Genomic DNA, 20,635 nt, shown 5'->3' with positions numbered 1-20,635 from the left:
TTATCAGTTTTATTTAGTAAACCCCAACTTCACTGCCCGGCTGCGCGGCAACCTTGAGCAGGTTGAAGACATAATCCGCGGCCGAGCGGAAGCAGACGACGCGGAAGCTGTCGGCATCGTCCATCCAGAACGCGCCCGCGACCTGCGCCAGACGCGAGCGACGAATCTGGCCGGGCTGGAAGGCCTCTGCCGACAGCTCGACCGGGGCAAGCTTGCCCAGAACCTCGCGCGCGCTGGCGCCCGAGATACGGAACACTGCCCGCGCATCAGAAACATTGACCGCCAGAGCATGGACGCCGCTAAGCGCATTGGTCATCGCCGCCAGTTTGGCTTCCACCTCAGCATAGGGCACCAGTACCAGCAGCTCATCCGTGGACATCCAACAGACGCCCGTGTCGCCATTCACCAGAGCCTTGCGTTGATTGGGCACTTTCTGGCCAGTGGCGTCTTTGACGGCCTTGGCCAGCACTTTATCAGAGAGATCACCCCGAAGGGTGATCATGCCCTGAAGGCCGCATTCCTCGACACGGGCAATACCGCCGTCATATGAGGCGTGGTTCAGTGCGCTGATGGGTTCAGACATTCTGCTTCTCCCCGTCCTTGTCGTAGAAGATCGGGTCCACGATCTTGGCTTTGTATGTTTTGCCGTCCGTTCCCGGAAAATCGACAATCTCGCCCATCCGGTCTGGGCCGTGCTTGATCAGACCCATGGCGATGCCTTTGCCCAGATTGGCCGAGTAATAGGTCGACGTCACGCGACCGATCATGTTGCGCTGTCCGTTGGCATTCACGCCTTCGCCCACCGCATACGCACCGTCCGGCAGAACCGATCCATCCACAGTCTCAAGACCGACCAATTTCCAGCGCTCAGGATCGGCCATATGGGTCCGCGAATGGGCACGTTTGCCCAAGTAATCCTCTTTCTTCTTCGACAGCGCCCAGTGCAGCCCCAGATCCTGTGGGATCACGGTGCCGTCAGTCTCGTCCCCGATCATGATAAAGCCCTTCTCGGCGCGCAAGATGTGCAGACATTCGGTGCCGTAAGGCATCACCCCGAACTCTTTGCCTGCTTCCATCAGAGCATCCCAGAACGCCTGCCCCTGAGATGCAGGAACCGCGATCTCATAGGACAGCTCACCCGAAAACGAGATACGGTAAGCCCGCGCATCGAAGTCACCGATTTTGCCGTCGCGCCATTCCATGAAAGGTAGCGCCTCTTTCGACAGATCCATGCCGCCCAACTTTTCGAGCACCTTGCGGGCATTGGGGCCAACCACGGCGACCTGAGCATATTGCTCGGTCACATTGGCAACGTAGACTTTCCAATCCCACCATTCGGTCTGCAGCCATTCTTCCATGTGACCATGGATGCGCTCGGCACCGCCCGTCGTGGTGTGGCACAGCCAAGTATCCTCATCGATGCGCGCAACAACGCCATCATCGATCAGGAATCCGTTTTCCGAGCACATCAAGCCATAGCGGCATTTGCCGACCTTCAGCGTGGACATCATGTTGGTGTACATCATGTCCAGGAACTTACCCGCGTCGGGGCCCTTGACGATCAGCTTACCCAGCGTCGATGCGTCCAGCAGCCCAAGGTTTTCACGCGTGTTCTTGACCTCGCGGTTCACCGCGTCATGAACGGATTCACCGGGGCGTACATAGGCATAGGTACGGCGCCAATGACCGACCGGCTCCCAATCCGCGCCGTTCTTGTCGTGCCAATTGTGCATCGGGGTCTGGCGGATCGGCTGGAACACTTGACCGCGCGCTTCACCGCCGATCGCACCCATCGAAATGGGGGTATAGGGCGGGCGGAACGTGGTGGTGCCAACTTTCGGAATTTCCGATTCCAATGCATCAGCAAGGATTGCCAAACCATTGATGTTACTCAATTTACCTTGATCAGTTGCCATGCCCAGCGTGGTGTAGCGTTTGGTGTGTTCAACGCTCTCATAGCCTTCGCGCGCGGCCAACTGAACATCCGAGACCTTGACGTCATTCTGAAAGTCGAGCCACGATTTCATGCGCAGGTGAATATCCGCACTGGACGGCATCAGCCATACGGCTTCCATCGGTGCTTCGGTCGTTGTCTCACCAGCGGGGGCCTTGGTGTTCTTGGGCTTGAAGCCCGCCGCCTTCGCCGCCGCCTTACCGGCTGCATGTGCATCGGTCAGCACATCACCCAAGGCAAGAGGCCCGTTTGAGCTACCCGCAGCGACCACAAATCCCTCGCCGTTGGCACCAAGGGGCGGACGCGACGGGTCGGGACGGAAATGGGCGTGGCCCTCATCCCAGATCAGCTTGCCACCACAATGCGACCACATGTGAACAACCGGAGACCAGCCGCCTGACATAGCGACGGCATCGCATTCGACCTCTTCACGCGCGCCGCCAATGCCGTCCTGATTGCAAAGCGCAACTTTCTTGACACGTTTGCCGCCCTTGACCTTGGCGATGGCCTTACCCGGATCAATGCGGATGCCCAGTTGACGGGCTTCCTCAGCCAGTGCTCCAGCGGCTGACCTAGCATCAACTATCCGCAAAACATCCACACCCGCATGTTTGAGGGTAATTGCGGTGCGATACGCGTCGTCATTGTTTGTTGCCACAATGACCTTTTCACCCGGGGTCACACCCCAGTTCACAACATAGTCGCGCATGGCTGAGGCCAGCATCACTCCCGGCACATCATTGCCCGCGAAGGAAAGCGGGCGTTCTATTGCACCCGTTGCTGTTACAACCTGTTTGGCACGGATGCGCCACAGGCGATGACGCGGGCCTTGCGTGCCCGGTTTGTGATCATTCAGACGCTCGTAACCCAGCACATATCCGTGGTCATAAACCCCTGCCCCCATGCAGCGACGGCGCATGGTGACGTTGTTCATTGTTTCCAGTTCGGAAACCAATTGTTCCACGAACTTATCCACAGGTTCACCATTTACGGTTCCGTCATCAACCGGGGCGCGACCACCCCAATGCGCGGTTTGTTCGATCAGCAGGACTTTGGCACCGGATTGCGCCGCCGTCTTGGCTGCCTGCAAACCGGCGATACCGCCGCCGATCACCAAAACATCGGTGAAGGCATAGAAATGCTCATACGTATCCGCATCACGCGAATCCTTGTCAGGCGCTTTGCCCAGACCGGCAGATTTACGGATGAACGGCTCGTAAACGTGTTTCCAGAATGGCTTCGGATGGATGAACATCTTGTAGTAGAAACCAGCAGGTAGAAAGCGCGACAGATGCGTGTTGATCGCGCCCACGTCGAATTCCAGATTCGGCCAGTGGTTCTGCGACACCGACGTCAGACCATCGAACAACTCGGTCGTGGTGGCCCGCTGGTTTGGTTCAAATCGGTTACCCTGACCCAGACCAACCAGAGCGTTGGGCTCTTCGGCACCGCTGGCAACAACGCCGCGCGGACGGTGGTACTTGAACGACCGGCCCATCATCATCTGATCGTTAGCCAGCAGGGCCGAGGCAAGCGTGTCGCCTTCGTATCCCTGCATGGTGGTACCATTGAAAGAAAAGGTGACCTGTTTCGACCGGTCAATCAGACGGCCTTGTTTTGCGAGGCGGGTGCTCATGTTGCGGACCTTTCGCAGGTGGAGACGTCGAAGCCTCCGGCGGGAGTATTTTTGAAAATAAGAAGCATCAGGAGAAGTCTCTCCACGTCCATCCGGGACGTTTGGCGGTGATGGCATCCTTGATCTCTTGCGGCGGCTCGTAGACTTGCGCGGAATAGGTTCCAAATACCTCTAGCGTTTGCGTGCAGCGGGCGGCGTGGAACCACTTTCCGCAACCATTGGCATGGCGCCAACGCTCGAAGTGAACGCCTTTCGGGTTCTCTCGCATGAACAGGTAGTCGTGGAAGTCATCCTCCGACGAGCCAGGGCCGTAGCGTTTCAGATGCGCCTCACCACCGGCGGCCAGTTCTGATTCTTCGGCGTCCACGCCGCAACAGGGGCAATTCAGGATCAGCATTTTTCATCACACCTATGTTCATTAGTAGGTACGGGTTGTTCGTCGACAGCCAATGGAACCATGTTTTCAAAGTGAAACATGGCTTCAATCGGGATAGTGATGGCATTCGGTCGAAGGCCAATGATGTCACCGGCGGCCTGATATGCGATCATACCAGCGGCATTCAGTTCGGAAACGATCGCCTGTTGCTCTTCTCGATTGCCAGCGTTGCATTCGATTATGGCCGCCTTAGCCTCGAGGCTGGAAAAGTCGAAACTAGCCAAGACAGCCACTTCGTGCCCTTCTACATCCACCACGAGCAGATCAGCCTTGGGTTTGTCGAGCTCTGCAAGGATATCATCCAGACGCCTGACGTTGACGTCTGTGCTGACGACCGCACTTTGCGGGATGTCCAAACGGTTTTTGCGATTGGCGGTCTGCACCGCTGCCTCCATACGCTTCTTATCAAAGGACGCACAACCTCGCAGCCAGTCCGGGCATTCGTCCCTTAAGTGCTCAGCCATGTGATAAAGCGCCATTGTGCCGTCGGTTTCAGAAACTGCAGCGTTAACCAGCTCAATTTTTGGGTTGTGATCGTGCAGTGCCTGAAGGTCAGCGAAATAAACGGGATGAGGTTCAATGAGCACCCCAGACCATTTACCATGTGACCAATATTGCCAGATCGGGTCTTCCATTTTTCCGTCATTTGCACCGACCTGAACCACTCGGACGGTTTCAGATTGGGCATCGAGGCACGCCAGCATAAAATCCCGCAGCGCACGCTTGGATTTCCACGGTCGCCCGGAAACGTTGGTTGGCAGGTTACTCAGGATCAACGGACTGCTCCTTGCACCGAGAAACCGAGTCGGGAAACAACGCCGCAAATGGCGCTCTCGCGCACCCGGTCACCCTTCAGGATTCCACAAAGCTGAGCATCTATCCATGCATCTAGCATCAGTGCGCCACCCCGGCGGCGACGCTTTCATCGATGAAGCGGCCCTCTTTGAAGCGATCCAGCGAGAAGGCTTCGGTCAACGGTGAATGGCCCGTGGCCATCAACTGCGCCATACCCCAGCCGGAACCCGGGATTGCCTTGAAGCCGCCTGTACCCCAACCACCGTTGATGAAGCAGCCTTGCAGCGGCGTCTTCGACAGGATCGGAGACCGGTCACCGGTCATATCCACAATACCGCCCCACTGCCGCAGCATTTTCAGGCGCGAGATCATCGGGAAAGTTTCGACCAATGCGCGGACGGTTTCCTCGATATGATGGAAGCTGCCGCGCTGGGTGTAGTTATTGAACCCGTCTGTGCCGCCGCCGATCACCATCTCACCTTTGTCGGACTGAGACATATAGCCGTGAACGGTGTTGGCCATCACCACAACGTCCATGCAAGGTTTGATCGGCTCGGACACCAGCGCTTGCAGCGCAACGGCTTCCAGCGGCAGGCGGAAGCCCGCCATCTCGGCCAGTTGACCGGAATGCCCCGCAACCACGACGCCCAGCTTGTCGCAGTCAATGGCACCCTTGGTCGTATCGACGCCGATGACACGGCCATTTTCCTGACGTACGCCCGTGACTTCGCATTGCTGGATGATATCCATGCCCATCGCCGAACAAGCGCGGGCGTATCCCCAGGCAACGGCATCGTGGCGCGCGGTGCCGCCCCGTTCCTGCCAGAGCCCACCCAGAACCGGATAGCGAGGCCCATCCAGATTGATGATCGGCACCAGTTCTTTCACGCGTTCGGGTCCGATCCATTCGGTCTTAACACCCTGCAGCGCGTTCGCATGTGCCGTACGCTGATAACCGCGGATCTCGTGCTGGGTCTGGGCTAGCATGATAACGCCGCGCGGGCTGAACATAATGTTATAGTTCAGGTCCTGACTAAGGTCCTCGTACAGGCTGCGCGCTTTCTCATAGATGGCAGCCGACGGGTCCTGCAAATAATTCGAACGGATGATGGTTGTGTTTCGACCGGTATTACCACCGCCTAGCCAGCCCTTTTCGATCACGGCGACATTCTGGATGCCATAATTCTTGCCCAGATAATACGCGGTCGCCAGACCGTGGCCGCCCGCTCCGACAATGATCGCGTCATAACGCTTCTTGGGCTCGGGCGAACGCCAGGCGCGCTCCCACCCGGTGTGATAACGCAGCGCTTCACGCGCCACTGCAAAGGCTGAGTAATGTTTCATGAGCGAATCCGTCCGGTCTTCGATGATTGGTCGCAGGTATGCCGTGCACTGACAGTTTAACCCTGCCGCGCAACGTCGCAATAATGCACTATTGCGACATGACCCCCCCTCGCGGCCATTTGTCCCTTTTGTCCATGCGCTGACAGGTCTAAGTCAGGGCAACCATTTTGGAGGCACCATGTCGTTCTGGGTTCTCATCTTCCTGATCGCACTGCTCATCGCTGTGTTTCTGAGCTATACCATGTTGCGCAGCCACCGCGACGACGGGCCGACAGCAGCGTATGACCTTCGCGTTTATCGCGAACAACTGGCTAGCGTTGACCGAGATCTGGCGCGCGGGGTGATTGCGAAGGCCGACGCCGAACGCGTGCGCACGGAAATCTCGCGCCGCATCCTGGCCGCTGACGCGCAGATGCGAGGCGAGAGTCAAAGCGCGGGACCACCCCGTCTGATCACCATAATTGCGTTCCTTATCATTGCCGCTGTCCTGGTAGGCGGAGGTCTGGCGATGTATCGCCAGCTCGGCGCTGCTGGCTTCCCCGACATGCCGCTTTCGCTGCGGCTGGAAATGGCGGAGGAGCTGCGCGCGAACCGCCCCAGCCAGACCGAGGCCGAGGGCATGGCGACTCCGGTCCAGGCGCCCCCTCTCGAGGAAAGCTATGAAACGCTGCTGAACCGTCTGCGCGAAACCGTGGCCGAGCGTCCTGATGATCTGCAAGGCCAAACCTTGCTGGCTCAGCACGAAACCAATGCCGGGAATTTCAAGGCCGGGTATGAGGCGCAGACCCGTGTGATCGCCCTGTCTGGCGAGACCGCCCCCGCGCGGGCCTATTCGGATCAGGCCGAGATGATGATTCTGGCCGCTGGCGGTTATGTTTCACCAGAGGCGGAAAATGCGTTGCGGCGTGCTCTGGAGCTGGACCCCAGCCTGGGTCCTGCGCGATATTATTGGGGTCAGATGCTGGCACAGACAGGGCGCCCCGATATGGCCTACCGGGTTTGGGTGGATACGTTGCGTGACGCACCGGCCGGAGCTCTCTGGGCCGACGCCATTCGCGCACAGATTGATGATCTGGCGTTTCGGGCGGGCGTGTTCAATGCACCCGACCTGTCCTCGCCCCCTGCGGCCCCGGGTCCAAGTCAGGAAGATATGACCGCCGCCGCCGAATTGACGCCGGAAGAACGGCAAGAAATGATCCGAGGCATGGTGGACCGGCTATCGGAACGACTGGCAAGCGAAGGCGGAGCCCCCGAGGAATGGGCCCGCCTGATCGCGGCATTGGGCGTATTGGGTGACATTGATCGGGCCGCAAGTATTCGCGACGAAGCGCTCAGTTTATTTGCCGGAAACGAAGAGGCGTTGCAGATGATCGACGCGGCATCAGCTCAGGCCGGTATCGCACAATGATCCATGACGCGTTCGAGGAATTTGCATCCGCATTGCAGCCCATATCAGCACTCATGGGATTGGATCTGGGGGAAAAAACCATCGGCGTTGCGGTATCGGACCGGATGCGCGGCGTCGCCACCCCGCTGGAAACAGTCCGGCGCAAGAAATTTACGCTGGATTCCGCCCGTTTGATAGAAATCGTGACCGACCGTGAGATCGGCGGAATTGTTCTTGGTCTGCCTCGCAATATGGATGGCAGCGAAGGCCCGAGATGCCAATCAACCCGTGCTTTTGCGCGAAATTTGATGCGGCTGACCGATTTGCCGATCGGCTTCTGGGACGAACGGTTAAGCACGGTCGCCGCCGAAAAGGCCCTGCTTGAGGCGGATACGACACGAAAGCGTCGCGGACAGGTTATAGATCACGTTGCGGCTGGTTATATCCTGCAGGGGGCGCTGGATAGGTTGCGCTTTATTTGACGGATCGGAAAACACTTATGACGAATATGGTTTGGAACCGGGACGAGGTGGAAAGCCCTTGTGTCCAGATCTGCGTCGTTCACCCGACCGAGCGAATTTGCACCGGCTGTTTTCGCACGATTGACGAGATCTCTCGTTGGTCCAGAATGGACAGCAGTGAACGGGCCGAGATCATGCAGGAGCTCCCGGATCGCAAGCCCCGCCTGACCCAGCGTCGCGGAGGACGTGCGGCGCGCCTGAACGGTTCCTGACAAGGTTCAGGGTTTGGGCGTCCTGGATTGTGTTGCATCGCGCAGCAAATCATGTTCCCGCAGTTCTGCCCCAAACAGTTCCACCAGCTCGGTCTGGGTGGCCGGGCAAGTCGGTCGCTGGCGAACCTCTTCGTAATTATTCGGGTTTTCGGGCTGGTTCAGGCTTTTCCTGAATATCATGCGCCTCAAGACAGAGCGGAGTGTCATGGCCCTTCCAAATTGCATACGCGCCGCCGTGGATCAGTTCCCGGCTCTGAGGGGGTAGAAGAGCCGGGAATTGTAGTTTGAGTGAGTGGTAGCCCACAGCGGCGCGGAACAGTTTAGTCCCTATCCCTTACAATGCGGGAGGGATGAGAACGTTTTAAATTATTTGATCAATCAGTCAATAAAAACGCCAATCGCAGATTACATTCCGTTGCGTCACCCATAAAAAAGACAATAACAACGCCACGCAACCCATTGTTTCCAGGTGAAATAAGCCACGAACACTAGCCAGCGGAAAGCCAAGCTTTGGCGTTGTCATATTCCTCTGCCGGGAAGAATTGCGTACGGGTTCCCAGAACATGACTGGCCATACGCTGCGCCATCTTTTGCCAGGACTTGTCCCCGACAATCGCGGCGCGATCAAGCATTCCGATATGGCCAGCCGCAAGCCGAAAATGCGCCGCCATCGCCGTTAGACCCTGCCAGCCATCGAATTCACGCAGGTCAATCAGCAGGCGAAATCCATCACGCTCGTGCAAGAGCGCATCGAGATCGGATTGCGCCTGTTTATATTCCTCTGAATCCAGTTTACCCATAAGCCTGATCTGCACGCAGGGACCGCCCAGATCGGTGACGTGGATCGCCCCCAGAGATTCACGTATCCAACGTCGAGCCTCTTCCACCTCATCCATTCCAAAAACCTGAACGGGACAGGGAAGAATAGGTGCCGCCAGACGGATACTGGTTTGAACCCACCCCTGATCGGCAACGACACCAATCCGGTCAAACCCACGCCAGTGGCTGAGCCCCAGCTTGGTGTCAGACCATGCGGCGCCAAGATCGTATCCCTTGAACTCGGGCGTTGCGATCGCCAGCAGGCGCACCGAGTCGTGATCTGCAAGTGCGGCCTCAATTGCCGGCACCAGCGTCGCAGCATAATCTGCGCTTGTCACCTCACCCGAAAGCTCCACCTCAATCAGGGCGCCGTCAGAGTTTGTGTGGACCGTAATCATCGAACTCATCCTCCAAATCCAATTAATGGCAGGAGGTTATGGGGATTCGATCCATTGCGCCACACCACCCGGCAGCTCGGGGCGAAAATAGGCAATCATACGTCCATCCGGCTCTGCGCTGGCATCTGGACCCCAGGGCGCAACACCGTGCAGGCAATGGCGATGCATTAGATAGGCCTCACCCGGTCGAGCATACAATTCGAAACGCGGACAGGTTTGAAACACCTCGCGTCGCGCAGCCTTATAGATATCGGTGATGTCGATCTGGCCCCACATATTCTGGGGTACGTCGTCCAGCGCCTGCCGGAACGCCTCGCCTAATACCTTATGACTGCCATCCCAAACCACCATCGGCGACGCATCGGCAGAGGCCTCGGTCAGCGGGATACCCAATACCCAGGCATGTGGCTCATCCACGCGGCGCCGCCGGTCCGGGCCCACTGGTTTCAAACCATCCACATGCGCAGCATCCCGGTTGGAGCGGTATAGGGCAGCGACTTTGTTTTCGCCGCGCCGGGGTTGTGGGTAGCCCGGGTAAATTACCGACACCTGCGCTTTGTGCAGGCCAATCGGTCCGAACTGCTGTTGCGCGAAATGGAACGCCTCGCCCGACAACACTGCTGAATCCCCCACCCTGCCCAGCGTATCGTTCTGCAAGGCATCGACACCGATGAACCAGGTCCCCTCGCAATCGTGCCACAGCGCATGGTTCGGGTCGCTCACCGCGCTCCTGGCCGCTGGCAGAACCTGCGCCACCCAATCAGCCAGTACCGCGTCGTAGTTAAACTTGGCCCAACCTCTGTCGTGAAAGGACGCTACCATCCCAGTGCCTTGCGCAGCATGTTCAGCGCCACCAGCGTCAGAAACACCGCGAAGACTCGTTTCAATGGCTTCGGGTCCATCGCATGGGCCAGTTTCACCCCCCATGGAGCCGTGATCATGGTCATCGCTACCACAATGCTGAACGCCACAAGGTTCACTGCGCCAATCGTAAATGGCGGGCGGTGTTCAGGAGCAATGTTGAAAAACAGAAATCCAAGTACTGACGGAACTGCGATGATCACACCAAAGCCCGCCGCAGTCGCAACCGCGCGGTGGATCGGGATGTTATAGAGGCTCATAAGTGGAACACCGAAGCTGCCCCCACCAATCCCCATCAGGACCGAGAGGAATCCGACCGAAGGCGATAATGCCAACCGGCGCAAGCCCTTGGGCATCACATCACCCAATCGCCATTCGGAATTACCCAATCCCAGATAGACCCCGATAACCATGCCAAGGACGCCAAACAGGGCCTGCAAAAATTCGGTCTTCAGCGCCGAAGCCACCATTACTCCGATAACTGCGCCAACTGCGATGCCGGGTCCCCATTTCCGCAGAACATCCCAGTCGACCGCACCTTTTTTGTTGTGGCTCAGTACCGAACGGATTGAGGTGACGATAATTGTTGCCAAAGACGTCGCCAGACACAGTTGCATCAGCTGAGGGCCGCCATAGCCAAGCGTCTGAAATGCGTAGAAAAACGCGGGCACCAGTACGATACCACCGCCGACGCCCAGCAGCCCGGCCAGAACACCGGCCAAAGCGCCGATCACAAGCAAAAGACCCAGCATCTGGGCCAGCAACATTGTTTCGGGCATCATTCCCCCATACCGGCCATAGGCCGCATCAAACCGCCTGCTCTGTCGGTGCGTTCGATGCGATCGAATTCAGCGCCTGCAGAATCACCTCGGGTCCTGCATGATCGCGCACCGCACCCTCAGACAGTATCCGGCGCCAACCGCGTGCGCCGGGGCGTCCGGCAAACAGACCCAGCATATGCCGGGTGATCTGGTGCAAACGCCCGCCGTCAGCAAGGTGCGCATCAACATAAGGCAGCATTTTTTGCACCACTTCAATTGGCTCGGCAACCGCGCCCGTTCCAAAAATCAATGGATCGGCTCCAGCCAGAATATCCGTCGGCTGGTGGTAAGCCGCGCGCCCGATCATAACTCCATCAAGTCCTGCCTCCAGATGCTCCTGCGCCTGAGCCAGCGTGGTTATCCCACCGTTGATCGAGATGTGGAGGTCCGGAAACTCTGCCTTCATCCGATGCACCAGATCATAATCCAGCGGCGGGATGTCCCTGTTTTCCTTAGGGCTTAACCCTTGCAGCCACGCTTTTCGCGCATGGATCGTCACGCGTTGACATCCTGCCGCACTGATCTGTTTCAAAAACGCAGGCAGCACTTCTTCGGGCTCTTGCTCATCTACGCCTATGCGGCACTTCAGCGTAACCTCGACTTCCACCGCCTCTTGCATTGCAGCAATGCACTCAGCAACACGCGCAGGTTCACGCATCAATACCGCGCCGAACGTTCCCGATTGCACGCGGTCAGACGGGCATCCGCAATTCAGGTTGATCTCATCATAGCCTGCACTTGCGCCCATCTCTGCAGCCTGCGCCAACTCGCACGGGTCCGACCCCCCAAGCTGCAGCGCGACAGGATGTTCCTGCGAGTTGTGCTCCAACAGATGCAACGCCCCACCCCGCACAAGGGCAGGTGCAGTCACCATCTCTGTATACAACAGCGATTGCGAACTCAGAAGGCGATGCAAATACCTGCAATGGCGATCCGTCCAATCCATCATGGGCGCAACAGACAGGCGTGCGGCAGTGCGGATTTCTGAAATCTTGGCGTCCGGCATGTCTTAACTACACCTTCAGAATGCGGTTCATGGCAAGCACCGGATCAACCCTGCGATCTCTTTCGGCTATCGGTTCAAGTCCGGGGGAATGGTACCGCCTCCCTGGCTTGAACAGGGGACCTCTGGATCCACAATCCAGCGCTCTAACCTACTGAGCTAAGGCGGCACTCGTGAGTGGCGATTTAGCGAAGGCGTGCGCGGATTGCAAGGGGATTAAAGACGAATTCGCCAGCTTTGTTCCACCAGATCGACCCCAAAAGAATGCACCGGCTTGCTGCCTGTAAGCTGCCATCCAAATGAGCGGTACAGCCCACAGGCCGCGGCGTGGCTTTCATGAGTCCAAAGCGCCATTTCGCGATACCCCGCCTCGCGTGCAAAGCTCATACAGGTAGTCAGTAACCGCTTGCCCAGCTTTAGCCCACGCGCTTCGGGCACCAGTAAGAACAAGCGCAGCTTAGCCGTTTGATCGTCCTGCGTGACGCAGAATATACTTCCCAGTCGCTTGCCAGCGCGCTCGGCAATCCAGCCGCATTCGCGTTCCGGGTCATGGGCCGCAATGAAATCCTCAAGGATTCTCGCCACCAATGGGGCGAATGTTTCATCGAACCCCTCATCCCGGGCGTAAAGCGTGCCGTGACGTTCCACCAGCCATGAGGCGTCGTCTGCACGAAAAGGTCTGAGGGTGATGTCATCCATTCCTTATCTGACCCCATAGCCTGCTTGATTCTCAACCCGTTGCACGTTAGCACCAAGGCGCATTTCCCGGAGGCACAAATGAGCATCAACACCGAACGCGATATCGAAGCGAACCTGCAGATCGGCCCAACCGATCAGGGTATGGTGCGCCTGTTCATTGAAGGTGTCGGCATTGAGATTCCGATGGACTTCGAACCGGAAGAGGCTGAAGAAATCGCCGAGGAAATCCGAGCCGCCGCGCAAGCAGCGCGGGCAGTCAGCAGCTAAAGCCGGGGATCGCGTAACGCCTGCAGCCGGCGCGCAGCATCCACCGCAAATTTCTGAACCATTTTCTTTCGTCTTGCCGGAGCCAATTTGCTTTCCGGGCTCATACGGACGATCTCTGCATCATATGCGTCTGCGATGATCAGCCCTGTATCTTCTGGCAACAAATCGGTTGGAAAATCGGTATCAACAGCCCAAAAGAACCGATCGCACCACTCCAGATAGCCCTGCCACTTAGAGTCTGACTGATAGTCAGCCCGGCTGGATTTACACTCGATCACCCACAGTTCACCCTTCGGGCCAAGTCCCATCACATCGACCCGCAGCCCTTTTGTTGGCACGAATTCCTCAATGGAAACATAATCATGGGTGGCAAGGTGCCGAGAAACACCTCGGGCCAGTTTTTGTCCGGGCTGCAGATCCAGTGTCATTCCGGGAATGTGAACAATTCATGAACAAAAATCAAGTGTGAGCTCGCACTTGACATGATACCATTAGGTATCCCATTAATGTGATACCAAATCGTATCACAAGGAGCTCCCATGAACTCACAAACCCAAAACGCGTTCCGGGCGCTTGCTGATCCTACCCGACGGGACATCGTGCAGATGCTGGCCGTGCAAGACATGACCATCGCGCAACTCACATTGCGCTTCGACATGACACGGGCGGCAGTCAAGAAGCACCTGACTGTTTTGTCGGATGGCGGCCTGATCACGATAGAAGCCAGAGGCCGGGAACGCATCAATCGACTTGAACCACAAGGGATGGCCCCGGTTCTGGACTGGTTCAGCTACTTTGACCGGTTCTGGGATGATCGTCTTGCCAATCTGAAGAAAGCTATTGAAGGGAACAAGAAATGACAGACGCCGTTTTGCAAAAAACCATCTATCTCCGTGCAACGCCGGACGTGGTTTGGGACTATCTGATTGAACCAGACAGGCTGGCTGAATGGTTTCACAAGCCCGAGCAGCCCCTAGCAGCGGGGCAAAAGCTTGAAATGTTCGGGACAAACAGCGGTGATCTGCTGATTTGGGGCGAAGTACGCGCGGCGCGGCGGCCAGAATACTTAGAATACACATTCACCGTTAAGCCGATGGGCGACGCCGTGAGCGTGGTCAAATGGACATTGGTACCAGTCCCGGGTGGCACACGCCTTGGTCTGCTGCACGAAGGGCTGCCCCAGGGAGCCGAAGCCTTTGGCCTGATCTTGGCGCTGGACAACGGCTGGGACGAGCATTTCGGCAAGATGCGCGCAGCATTGCACGAAACTGTTGATGCTTGACCCCTTGTGCGAACCCGCCTCACGCCCTACTTAGGCGCGTGGCGGGTTCTGCCCTTCTTGTGATAGGTAGCATTCTGGTGGCCTTAAGCAATTCCGAGGGGGCTGGCTCTGTTCAGGTCCTGGCCTGATTACCTGGCGCCCACCTGTACATACAGGTCCTCGGGAATCAAACCGCACGGTTGACTGGTGGTCCCGCCACACTTTCCCTGTAAAATCAGCGCCCTGAATGGGCTTCCTGTTCAACCACTGCAGGTTGGAAATTGTGAACCACAGGTGATCCCCTGCGCGGACCTTGGGGATTTTCTGCCATGCTCATGATCTTGTAGGCGAACTGAACCCCGGCAAAGACGATCCCGTTCATGAACCAGATCATAACGAGTGCGATCAGACCAATTTCAGATCCGGTGATCAGGTGGCGCAAGTTGGCAACGTTCAGCGCCAGAAGTACCCCGACGAAAACCGCCGAGATGGCAAAGCCCCACGCGACTTGAGTGATGTAGAGACGGATCAGTTTAGGCATGACGAACCTCATTGCACTATGACATTCAGGATAGCGCATATTTGATCCGGGTAAAGGCGTCAGAATGCCTCGGGCTGTGCTTCGCGGGCCATGTGATCCAGAACAGCGTTCACGAATTTGGGTTCTTTTCCTTCCGGAAAAAAGGCACGCGCCACGTCGACGAATTCGGTGATCACGACCTTTGGCGGCGTATCATTTTGGGTCAACTCAGCACCAGCAGCCCGAAACACCGCGCGCAATGTCGGGTCAATGCGCGCGATCGGCCACTTGGCAACAAGCGCCCGGTCGGTCATCTGGTCGATCGGCGCCTGATAGTTCACCGCATTGTCGACCAGCGAGCGAAAGACCGCGATGTCGCCATCCAGCATCTCTTCACCCTCATAGACGGCACCAAAACGGTGATCCAAAAACTCCGTCACGACCTGTTCGATCGTCTGATCCGACTGCTCCATCTGGAACAGTGCCTGCACCGCATAAAGCCGGGCTGCAGATTTCATCAGGCGTTTCTGGTTGGCCGGTTTCGGCGCGTCTGTCTTGGTCATGCTGTTGTGGGTCCGTTGTTGTCGCCCGCCACAAGGATGGACTCGGACGGTGGCTTGAAACCTACGCCCTTTTTGGAAGAGCCCCACTTACGGCTGAGCGCGATCAGATGCAAGGCCGCAGCGGCTGCTCCGCCGCCTTTATTCATCTTTTCGGGATTTGCGCGGACTTCAGCCTGATCGTCATTTTCCACGGTCAGGATACCGTTACCGATGCACAGCCCCTGCAGCCCCATCAACTGGATGGCGCGGCTGGAGTCATTGCAGACGGTTTCGTAATGGGTTGTCTCACCGCGAATGACACAGCCCAGCGCGACGTACCCGTCAAAGTTGCACTGACGATCAGCCATGGCGATAGCGGTCGGGATTTCCAGTGCGCCAGGCACTTCCACTACCTCGCAGGTGCCTCCGGCGGCTTCGATTTCAGCCCGCGCGCCCGCGATCAGGTTGTCGGCTATGGCGCGGTAGAACGGTGCCGCCACGATCAGCAGCTTCACCGGCTTGTCGAATTCAGGAGTCGGCAAAACGCCATGTTCGTCTTGAGCAGCCATGATCAGTCTTCCTTCAGGATCGAGCGGGTGCCGACGATGGACAGCCCAAAGGCATCAAGCCCCAGATATACAGTTTCGGGTGAGTCGGTCAGCAGCACCAGTTCCTGAACACCCATCTTCGACAGGATCTGTGCACCCAGACCGGTTTGTTTGATGGTTCGCGGGCCTTCATCCTCGGCAGCATAGAGAGAATTGCGCGGCTGGCGGAATAGGCAAACGACCCCGCGCCCCTCTTCTGCAATCTTCTCCATCGCGCGAGGTAACTCACGCGAGGATTTTGGGCCAAGCCCCAGAATGTCAGGCGCTTCATGCAGGGCATGGGTCCGTGTCAGCACTGGTTCGGGCGTGGTGATATCACCCTTGATCATGACGACGTGCTCGATGCCATGGGTTTGATCCGTGAAAATCCGCATCTCCCACTCGCCGCCGTATTCCGAATTCACGATCTCACTAGAGGTTTCGACGACCAGATTGTCGTTGCGCGAGCGGTAGCTGATCAGATCGCTGATCGTCCCGATCTTCATGTCATGCTCTTTGGCGAACTCTACCAGATCGGGCAGGCGCGCCATTGTACCATCTGGATTCATGATCTCACAGATCACGCCCGCAGGTTTCAGCCCTGCCAGACGCGAGATATCGACGGCGGCCTCGGTATGGCCCGCACGCACAAGCACCCCGCCCCGTTTGGCACGCAAAGGAAACACATGGCCGGGCGTCGCAATATGCACCATCGTGTTTTGTTCGTTGATCGCGGTCGCTACGGTCAGCGCCCTATCGGCCGCCGAGATCCCCGTTGACACGCCCTCGCGCGCCTCGATGGAGACGGTGAATGCAGTCTCATGGCGCGATGAGTTGTTCACGGCCATCATCGGCAGACCCAGATGATCGATCCGTTCCGCCGTCATCGGCAGGCAGATCAGCCCGCGACCATGGGTAGCCATGAAATTGATCGCATCCGCATCGGCAAACTCTGCCGCAATCACCAGATCGCCTTCATTCTCGCGATCTTCATGGTCGACGAGGATGTACATGCGGCCATTGCGCGCCTCTTCGATGATGTCCTCAATCGGGCTAATCGCCTCGCGCAGTTGGGCCTCGACCGGTCCTGGGGTTTCAAAGCTCATGGGCAGCCTTTCGCATGGCAGGTTTGCTGGGCGAAATAGCCCACACGCGCCTCGATGACCAGCCCGTATGCGCTCAACGGTGTTCTGAAAAACGCGGCTTTACCAAGAAACGCTGAATATACATCGCAAACCGACTTTGGAAACCAGAACGTAAGCCGGTAAAACAACCTTGAATTTTGGCTCAATCATTGTTGCCAATTCCTGAACATTATACGGGTTCACGACGGCTTTGCCCACAAATTGCCACAATCGAGCCCTCGGATAGCCCGATATCAGAGGCAGCTAAAACTCTAACATTTACTAATCAATAAGATGTTGAACACTGTGTCCAAGTCTGCATATTTGCCTACCCCACAATTCACCGTGATGAATGCTTTTTGGCGCAATAGACTTTTGTTGTCGCTGGTCTTTCTGCAGATCCTCTTTGCGATTGCTGTCAGCCTCTATTTGGGTCGATCATTTTGGGATTCTTCAACGCCCATCCTTTTAGTCACAGCCGCAAGATTATTTTGCTTTATGTTCGCAAACTTCATCCTCTGGCGGCTTGGAGTTGCTATCTTCGTGGCCAAGCCCAAGAAGCCGATCCGTTGGATGCTACAAGACCTGCGGACCAAACTAACCGACCCCGAAAAAGCGCCTGATGTTGTGATCTGTTTCGTCAGCATCGTTGCCTTGATCGTGACTTATACTTTCCTGAAGAACGAAATTCACTCTATGAATCCAATTCTTTGGGATTCACAGTTTGCAAAATGGGACAGGTTTTTGCACGGCGGGGTCGATCCATGGACATTGCTGAGACCCATCCTTGGGTCGCCGGTCGTAACAACGGCAGTGAATGCCACCTATCACATCTGGTTCCCGATGCTGTATATCGCGATTTGCGTTGCCTGTCTGGACCGTCGAGACCCGATCCGCAGCACAGTTTTTCTTGTTGCTTTCGTGCTGTGCTGGTTTGTCGGAGGCAACGTGCTGGCAATCGTTTTTGCCTCGGTCGGTCCTGTCTATTTCGAACCATTCAATCTTGGCACTGATTTCGTTCCGCAGATGGAACTGCTGCGCCAATCAAATGAGATCAGCCCGGTTTGGGCGTTGAAAGTGCAGAACGCGCTGCTGGATGGCTATCAGAACTCGGGGTTTGCGCGTGGTATTTCGGCAATGCCCAGTATGCACGTCGCTTCAAGTACGCTTTTGGCGATCTACGGGTTCACATACTCGCGCTGGCTGGGCTGGGGGCTGACGGTGTTTACCATCGTCATCATGTTGGGATCGGTGCATCTCGCCTGGCATTACGCAATTGACGGATATGCCTCGATCCTGTTGACCCTATTCTTCTGGTGGTTGGCCAAAAAACTGACCGCTCGCTTCGGGCCGGAGACCTGACGCTCAGGACGTTTCGGCCAACCGGGCCACATAGCGTGCCAGAGTGTCGATCTCGAGATTCACCAGATCTCCAACAGCGACATCACCCCACGTGGTGACCTCTTTGGTGTGAGGGATGAAGTTGATGCCGAAATCACATCCCTCAACATCATTAACTGTCAAAGAGGTGCCATTCAGCGCCACCGACCCTTTCGATGCAATAAACCGAGCCAGATCGGCAGGTGCCCGCAAAGTCACACGAGTGCTGTCGCCTTCGTCAATCACAGAGACCACTTTGGCCACGCCATCCACATGGCCCGAAACGATATGCCCTCCAAGTTCGTCCCCAACTTTCAAGGCACGTTCCAGGTTGACACGCTTGCCAACCTGCCAGGTGTCCAGATTGGTTTTCGAAACCGTCTCGGCGCTGATCTGCACATCATACCAGTCATCACCCAGCGCAATGACAGTCAGGCAGACGCCATCGCTTGCGATCGACGCACCAATGTCGATTCCTGTCGTTTCGTAAGCGGTCTTGATCCGCGCCCGCAGGTCACCCTGCTGGTCCAGTTCGGTAACGGTGCCAATATCGGTGACGATCCCTGTAAACATTTCATCAACCCTGTGAACCTAACTTCAACAGCCGAGGTAAAGGCCCGCGGCCCCACCGACAAGCCCTGCCTTGCCGTGAATATGACAAAGAGGCATAATTTTACCCAATCGCACCACAAAGCCACAATACGAGCAGACTGCATGGCACCTTCAACCACCTGTCCTGACCAGCGTGTGTTCCTGTTTCTGCAGGGGCCGCACGGCCCGTTCTTCAACGCGCTGGGCAGAATGCTGCACACAGCCGGGGCGCAGGTCTGGCGGGTTGGTTTCAACGCCGGCGATCAGGCGTTCTGGAGCGACAAAACCAGCTATATCCCATATCAGGACGCCCCCGAGGACTGGCCGGAGACGTTTAGCATTTTGATCAGCCGCCACCGGGTAACTGATATCGTCCTATATGGTGACACCCGGCCCATCCACGCCCATGCTGTCCGGATCGCCAAGGCACGAGGTCTCACCGTTCATGTTTTCGAAGAGGGCTACCTACGTCCCTGGTGGGTGACATACGAACGCAACGGATCAAACGGAAACTCGCGCCTGATGGAGCTTGATGTTGCGCAGATGCAGGCGGCGCTGGCGCAATCCGAAGGGTACTCGCCTCCGCCACCATCCCATTGGGGAGATATGCGCCAGCACATCTTCTATGGGGCACTCTACCATTGGTTCGTACTGTTTTTGAACCGGCGATACCGGAATTTCCGACCTCATCGTGAACTGCCTGTATCGAAAGAGTTTCGCCTGTATTTCAAACGCCTGGCTCTGATGCCGTTTCACAGGCTACAGCGCCGATGGGCCACTGCAGTGGTCAGGCTGAGCAGCTTTCCCTATCACCTCGTCCTGCTGCAATTGGGTCATGACAGCTCGGTCCAGTCCCATTCGGACTTTTCCTGTATGACTGAATTTCTCGAGCAGGTCATCGCAGGTTTCGCCAAAGGCGCCCCCGCACATCACCATCTTGTCATCAAGGAACATCCGCTTGAAAACCACCGCGAACCGTTGCGGCAGCGGGTTCGCCAAATCGCAGGGCAATACAACATAACCAGCCGCATTCACTATGTTCCCGGCGGCAAGCTGGCCAAGCTGCTGGACGATGCCAGATCTGCCGTCACCGTGAATTCCACGGCAGGTCAACAGGTTCTCTGGCGTGGCATCCCTTTGCGGATTTTCGGGCGATCAGTCTATGACAAGCCACAGTTCGTATCCGGGCAATCCATTGATACTTTTTTTGCCCGGCCCGACGCTCCTGACAGCAAGGCTTATCGCACCTATCGCCAGTTCCTTCTGAAGACCTGTCAGGTGCCCGGAGGGTTCTATTCCCGCCGGGGGCGTCGCCAATTGTTGCGGCGTGCTGTGGACATGATGTTGCTGGCGCAGGACCCCTATGAAACGCACCTCGCCAATAACGAGGCTGAGGTGCCACAGTTGCGCATTGTTGAATGATCCCGGCGAACCTGTTGCTGGAAGTTTGGAAACGAACCGGGTAGCCTTCCCGAAA

At 57.0% G+C, this 20,635-nt stretch carries 25 protein-coding genes and 1 tRNA gene; 8 read left to right on the top strand and 18 right to left on the bottom strand.

Annotated features, from left to right (window positions below; translation table 11 throughout):
- Positions 1 to 13: 13 nt before the first annotated feature.
- The 5 genes from BLU89_RS01600 to BLU89_RS01580 all read right to left on the bottom strand — a co-directional run bounded on the left by BLU89_RS01600 (position 14) and on the right by BLU89_RS01580 (position 6,165).
- Complete coding sequence (locus BLU89_RS01600) at positions 14 to 583, bottom strand: sarcosine oxidase subunit gamma (RefSeq protein WP_074733925.1); 570 nt, start codon at positions 581 to 583, stop codon at positions 14 to 16.
- Complete coding sequence (locus BLU89_RS01595) at positions 576 to 3,590, bottom strand: sarcosine oxidase subunit alpha family protein (RefSeq protein ID WP_074733923.1); 3,015 nt, start codon at positions 3,588 to 3,590, stop codon at positions 576 to 578. Before BLU89_RS01595 ends, BLU89_RS01600 begins: the two co-directional genes overlap by 8 nt.
- Positions 3,591 to 3,657: 67 nt before the next feature.
- A complete protein-coding gene (locus BLU89_RS01590) occupies positions 3,658 to 3,987 on the bottom strand; it encodes a sarcosine oxidase subunit delta (protein ID WP_074733921.1) in 330 nt (109 codons plus the stop codon).
- Positions 3,981 to 4,802 (bottom strand): FkbM family methyltransferase, encoded by an 822-nt coding sequence (locus BLU89_RS01585; RefSeq protein ID WP_143030506.1) that lies wholly within the window; start codon positions 4,800 to 4,802, stop codon positions 3,981 to 3,983. The genes BLU89_RS01590 and BLU89_RS01585 overlap by 7 nt, the downstream gene beginning before the upstream one ends.
- Positions 4,803 to 4,920: 118 nt before the next feature.
- Positions 4,921 to 6,165 carry a sarcosine oxidase subunit beta family protein gene (locus BLU89_RS01580; RefSeq protein ID WP_074733917.1) on the bottom strand — a complete coding sequence of 415 codons (1,245 nt, stop codon included), beginning with the start codon at positions 6,163 to 6,165 and terminating at the stop codon, positions 4,921 to 4,923.
- A gap of 178 nt (positions 6,166 to 6,343) precedes the next feature.
- On the opposite strand from BLU89_RS01580, the gene ccmI reads away from it, so the two are divergent.
- From ccmI to BLU89_RS01565, 3 genes are read left to right on the top strand one after another with little or no spacing between them, the layout of a single operon-like run.
- Positions 6,344 to 7,573 (top strand): c-type cytochrome biogenesis protein CcmI, encoded by a 1,230-nt coding sequence (ccmI, locus tag BLU89_RS01575; RefSeq protein WP_074733915.1) that lies wholly within the window; start codon positions 6,344 to 6,346, stop codon positions 7,571 to 7,573.
- Positions 7,570 to 8,034, top strand: a complete 465-nt coding sequence (gene ruvX, locus BLU89_RS01570) for a Holliday junction resolvase RuvX (RefSeq protein ID WP_074733913.1) — start codon at positions 7,570 to 7,572, stop codon at positions 8,032 to 8,034. Before ccmI ends, ruvX begins: the two co-directional genes overlap by 4 nt.
- 17 nt (positions 8,035 to 8,051) lie before the next feature.
- Positions 8,052 to 8,285, top strand: a complete 234-nt coding sequence (locus BLU89_RS01565) for a DUF1289 domain-containing protein (RefSeq protein ID WP_074733911.1) — start codon at positions 8,052 to 8,054, stop codon at positions 8,283 to 8,285.
- A 6-nt stretch (positions 8,286 to 8,291) separates the two neighbouring features.
- Here BLU89_RS01565 and BLU89_RS21210 read toward each other — a convergent pair whose 3' ends face one another.
- From BLU89_RS21210 to BLU89_RS01535, 7 genes are all read right to left on the bottom strand, one after another.
- A complete protein-coding gene (locus BLU89_RS21210; RefSeq protein ID WP_143030505.1) occupies positions 8,292 to 8,492 on the bottom strand; it encodes a hypothetical protein in 201 nt (66 codons plus the stop codon).
- A 281-nt stretch (positions 8,493 to 8,773) separates the two neighbouring features.
- Positions 8,774 to 9,511, bottom strand: a complete 738-nt coding sequence (locus BLU89_RS01560; RefSeq protein ID WP_245709634.1) for a SpoIIAA family protein — start codon at positions 9,509 to 9,511, stop codon at positions 8,774 to 8,776.
- Between the two features lie 27 nt (positions 9,512 to 9,538).
- Complete coding sequence (locus BLU89_RS01555) at positions 9,539 to 10,324, bottom strand: hypothetical protein (RefSeq protein ID WP_074733907.1); 786 nt, start codon at positions 10,322 to 10,324, stop codon at positions 9,539 to 9,541.
- On the bottom strand, positions 10,318 to 11,142 hold the full coding sequence (locus tag BLU89_RS01550) for a sulfite exporter TauE/SafE family protein (RefSeq protein ID WP_074736282.1): 825 nt from the start codon (positions 11,140 to 11,142) through the stop codon (positions 10,318 to 10,320). Before BLU89_RS01550 ends, BLU89_RS01555 begins: the two co-directional genes overlap by 7 nt.
- A gap of 28 nt (positions 11,143 to 11,170) precedes the next feature.
- The gene (dusA, locus tag BLU89_RS01545) at positions 11,171 to 12,190 is read right to left on the bottom strand and encodes a tRNA dihydrouridine(20/20a) synthase DusA (RefSeq protein ID WP_074733906.1); all 1,020 of its coding nucleotides are present in this window, start codon (positions 12,188 to 12,190) and stop codon (positions 11,171 to 11,173) included.
- Positions 12,191 to 12,279: 89 nt separating this feature from the next.
- Positions 12,280 to 12,356 (bottom strand) — tRNA-His (locus BLU89_RS01540).
- A gap of 47 nt (positions 12,357 to 12,403) precedes the next feature.
- Positions 12,404 to 12,886 (bottom strand): GNAT family N-acetyltransferase, encoded by a 483-nt coding sequence (locus BLU89_RS01535; RefSeq protein WP_074733904.1) that lies wholly within the window; start codon positions 12,884 to 12,886, stop codon positions 12,404 to 12,406.
- Positions 12,887 to 12,964: 78 nt separating this feature from the next.
- On the opposite strand from BLU89_RS01535, the gene BLU89_RS01530 reads away from it, so the two are divergent.
- Positions 12,965 to 13,153, top strand: coding sequence for a DUF6324 family protein (locus BLU89_RS01530; protein WP_074733902.1), 189 nt, complete (start codon positions 12,965 to 12,967; stop codon positions 13,151 to 13,153).
- Here the strand turns inward: BLU89_RS01530 and BLU89_RS01525 are convergent.
- Entirely contained in the window at positions 13,150 to 13,581 is a 432-nt protein-coding gene (locus tag BLU89_RS01525) for an MmcB family DNA repair protein (protein WP_074733900.1), read from the bottom strand. The genes BLU89_RS01530 and BLU89_RS01525 overlap by 4 nt on opposite strands.
- A 111-nt stretch (positions 13,582 to 13,692) precedes the next feature.
- Here BLU89_RS01525 and BLU89_RS01520 point away from each other — a divergent pair, with 111 nt between their 5' ends.
- Both BLU89_RS01520 and BLU89_RS01515 read left to right on the top strand, forming a co-directional pair.
- Entirely contained in the window at positions 13,693 to 14,013 is a 321-nt protein-coding gene (locus BLU89_RS01520) for an ArsR/SmtB family transcription factor (protein WP_074733898.1), read from the top strand.
- Positions 14,010 to 14,435, top strand: coding sequence for an SRPBCC family protein (locus tag BLU89_RS01515; protein ID WP_074733896.1), 426 nt, complete (start codon positions 14,010 to 14,012; stop codon positions 14,433 to 14,435). The genes BLU89_RS01520 and BLU89_RS01515 overlap by 4 nt, the downstream gene beginning before the upstream one ends.
- Before the next feature lie 214 nt (positions 14,436 to 14,649).
- Here the strand turns inward: BLU89_RS01515 and BLU89_RS01510 are convergent, their stop codons facing one another.
- The 4 genes from BLU89_RS01510 to ribB are packed head-to-tail and all read right to left on the bottom strand — an operon-like array spanning position 14,650 to position 17,169.
- Positions 14,650 to 14,955, bottom strand: coding sequence for a hypothetical protein (locus BLU89_RS01510; RefSeq protein ID WP_074733894.1), 306 nt, complete (start codon positions 14,953 to 14,955; stop codon positions 14,650 to 14,652).
- A 59-nt stretch (positions 14,956 to 15,014) separates the two neighbouring features.
- Positions 15,015 to 15,497, bottom strand: coding sequence for a transcription antitermination factor NusB (nusB, locus tag BLU89_RS01505; RefSeq protein WP_074733892.1), 483 nt, complete (start codon positions 15,495 to 15,497; stop codon positions 15,015 to 15,017).
- Positions 15,494 to 16,045 (bottom strand): 6,7-dimethyl-8-ribityllumazine synthase, encoded by a 552-nt coding sequence (locus BLU89_RS01500; protein WP_074733890.1) that lies wholly within the window; start codon positions 16,043 to 16,045, stop codon positions 15,494 to 15,496. The genes nusB and BLU89_RS01500 overlap by 4 nt, the downstream gene beginning before the upstream one ends.
- A 2-nt stretch (positions 16,046 to 16,047) precedes the next feature.
- Positions 16,048 to 17,169 (bottom strand): 3,4-dihydroxy-2-butanone-4-phosphate synthase, encoded by a 1,122-nt coding sequence (gene ribB, locus BLU89_RS01495; protein ID WP_074733888.1) that lies wholly within the window; start codon positions 17,167 to 17,169, stop codon positions 16,048 to 16,050.
- Between the two features lie 516 nt (positions 17,170 to 17,685).
- Here ribB and BLU89_RS01490 point away from each other — a divergent pair.
- Positions 17,686 to 18,549, top strand: coding sequence for a phosphatase PAP2 family protein (locus BLU89_RS01490; protein WP_074736280.1), 864 nt, complete (start codon positions 17,686 to 17,688; stop codon positions 18,547 to 18,549).
- A gap of 3 nt (positions 18,550 to 18,552) precedes the next feature.
- Here the strand turns inward: BLU89_RS01490 and BLU89_RS01485 are convergent, their stop codons facing one another.
- Complete coding sequence (locus BLU89_RS01485) at positions 18,553 to 19,140, bottom strand: riboflavin synthase (protein ID WP_074733886.1); 588 nt, start codon at positions 19,138 to 19,140, stop codon at positions 18,553 to 18,555.
- 141 nt (positions 19,141 to 19,281) lie between these two features.
- Here BLU89_RS01485 and BLU89_RS01480 point away from each other — a divergent pair, with 141 nt between their 5' ends.
- Entirely contained in the window at positions 19,282 to 20,580 is a 1,299-nt protein-coding gene (locus tag BLU89_RS01480; RefSeq protein WP_074733884.1) for a capsule biosynthesis protein, read from the top strand.
- Positions 20,581 to 20,635 lie beyond the last annotated feature (55 nt).

Source organism: Ruegeria halocynthiae (assembly GCF_900106805.1).
GTDB classification, from domain to species: domain Bacteria; phylum Pseudomonadota; class Alphaproteobacteria; order Rhodobacterales; family Rhodobacteraceae; genus Ruegeria; species Ruegeria halocynthiae.
The sequence above is the reverse complement of the archived record's forward strand: the minus strand, read 5'-3'. Positions and strand labels throughout refer to the sequence as shown.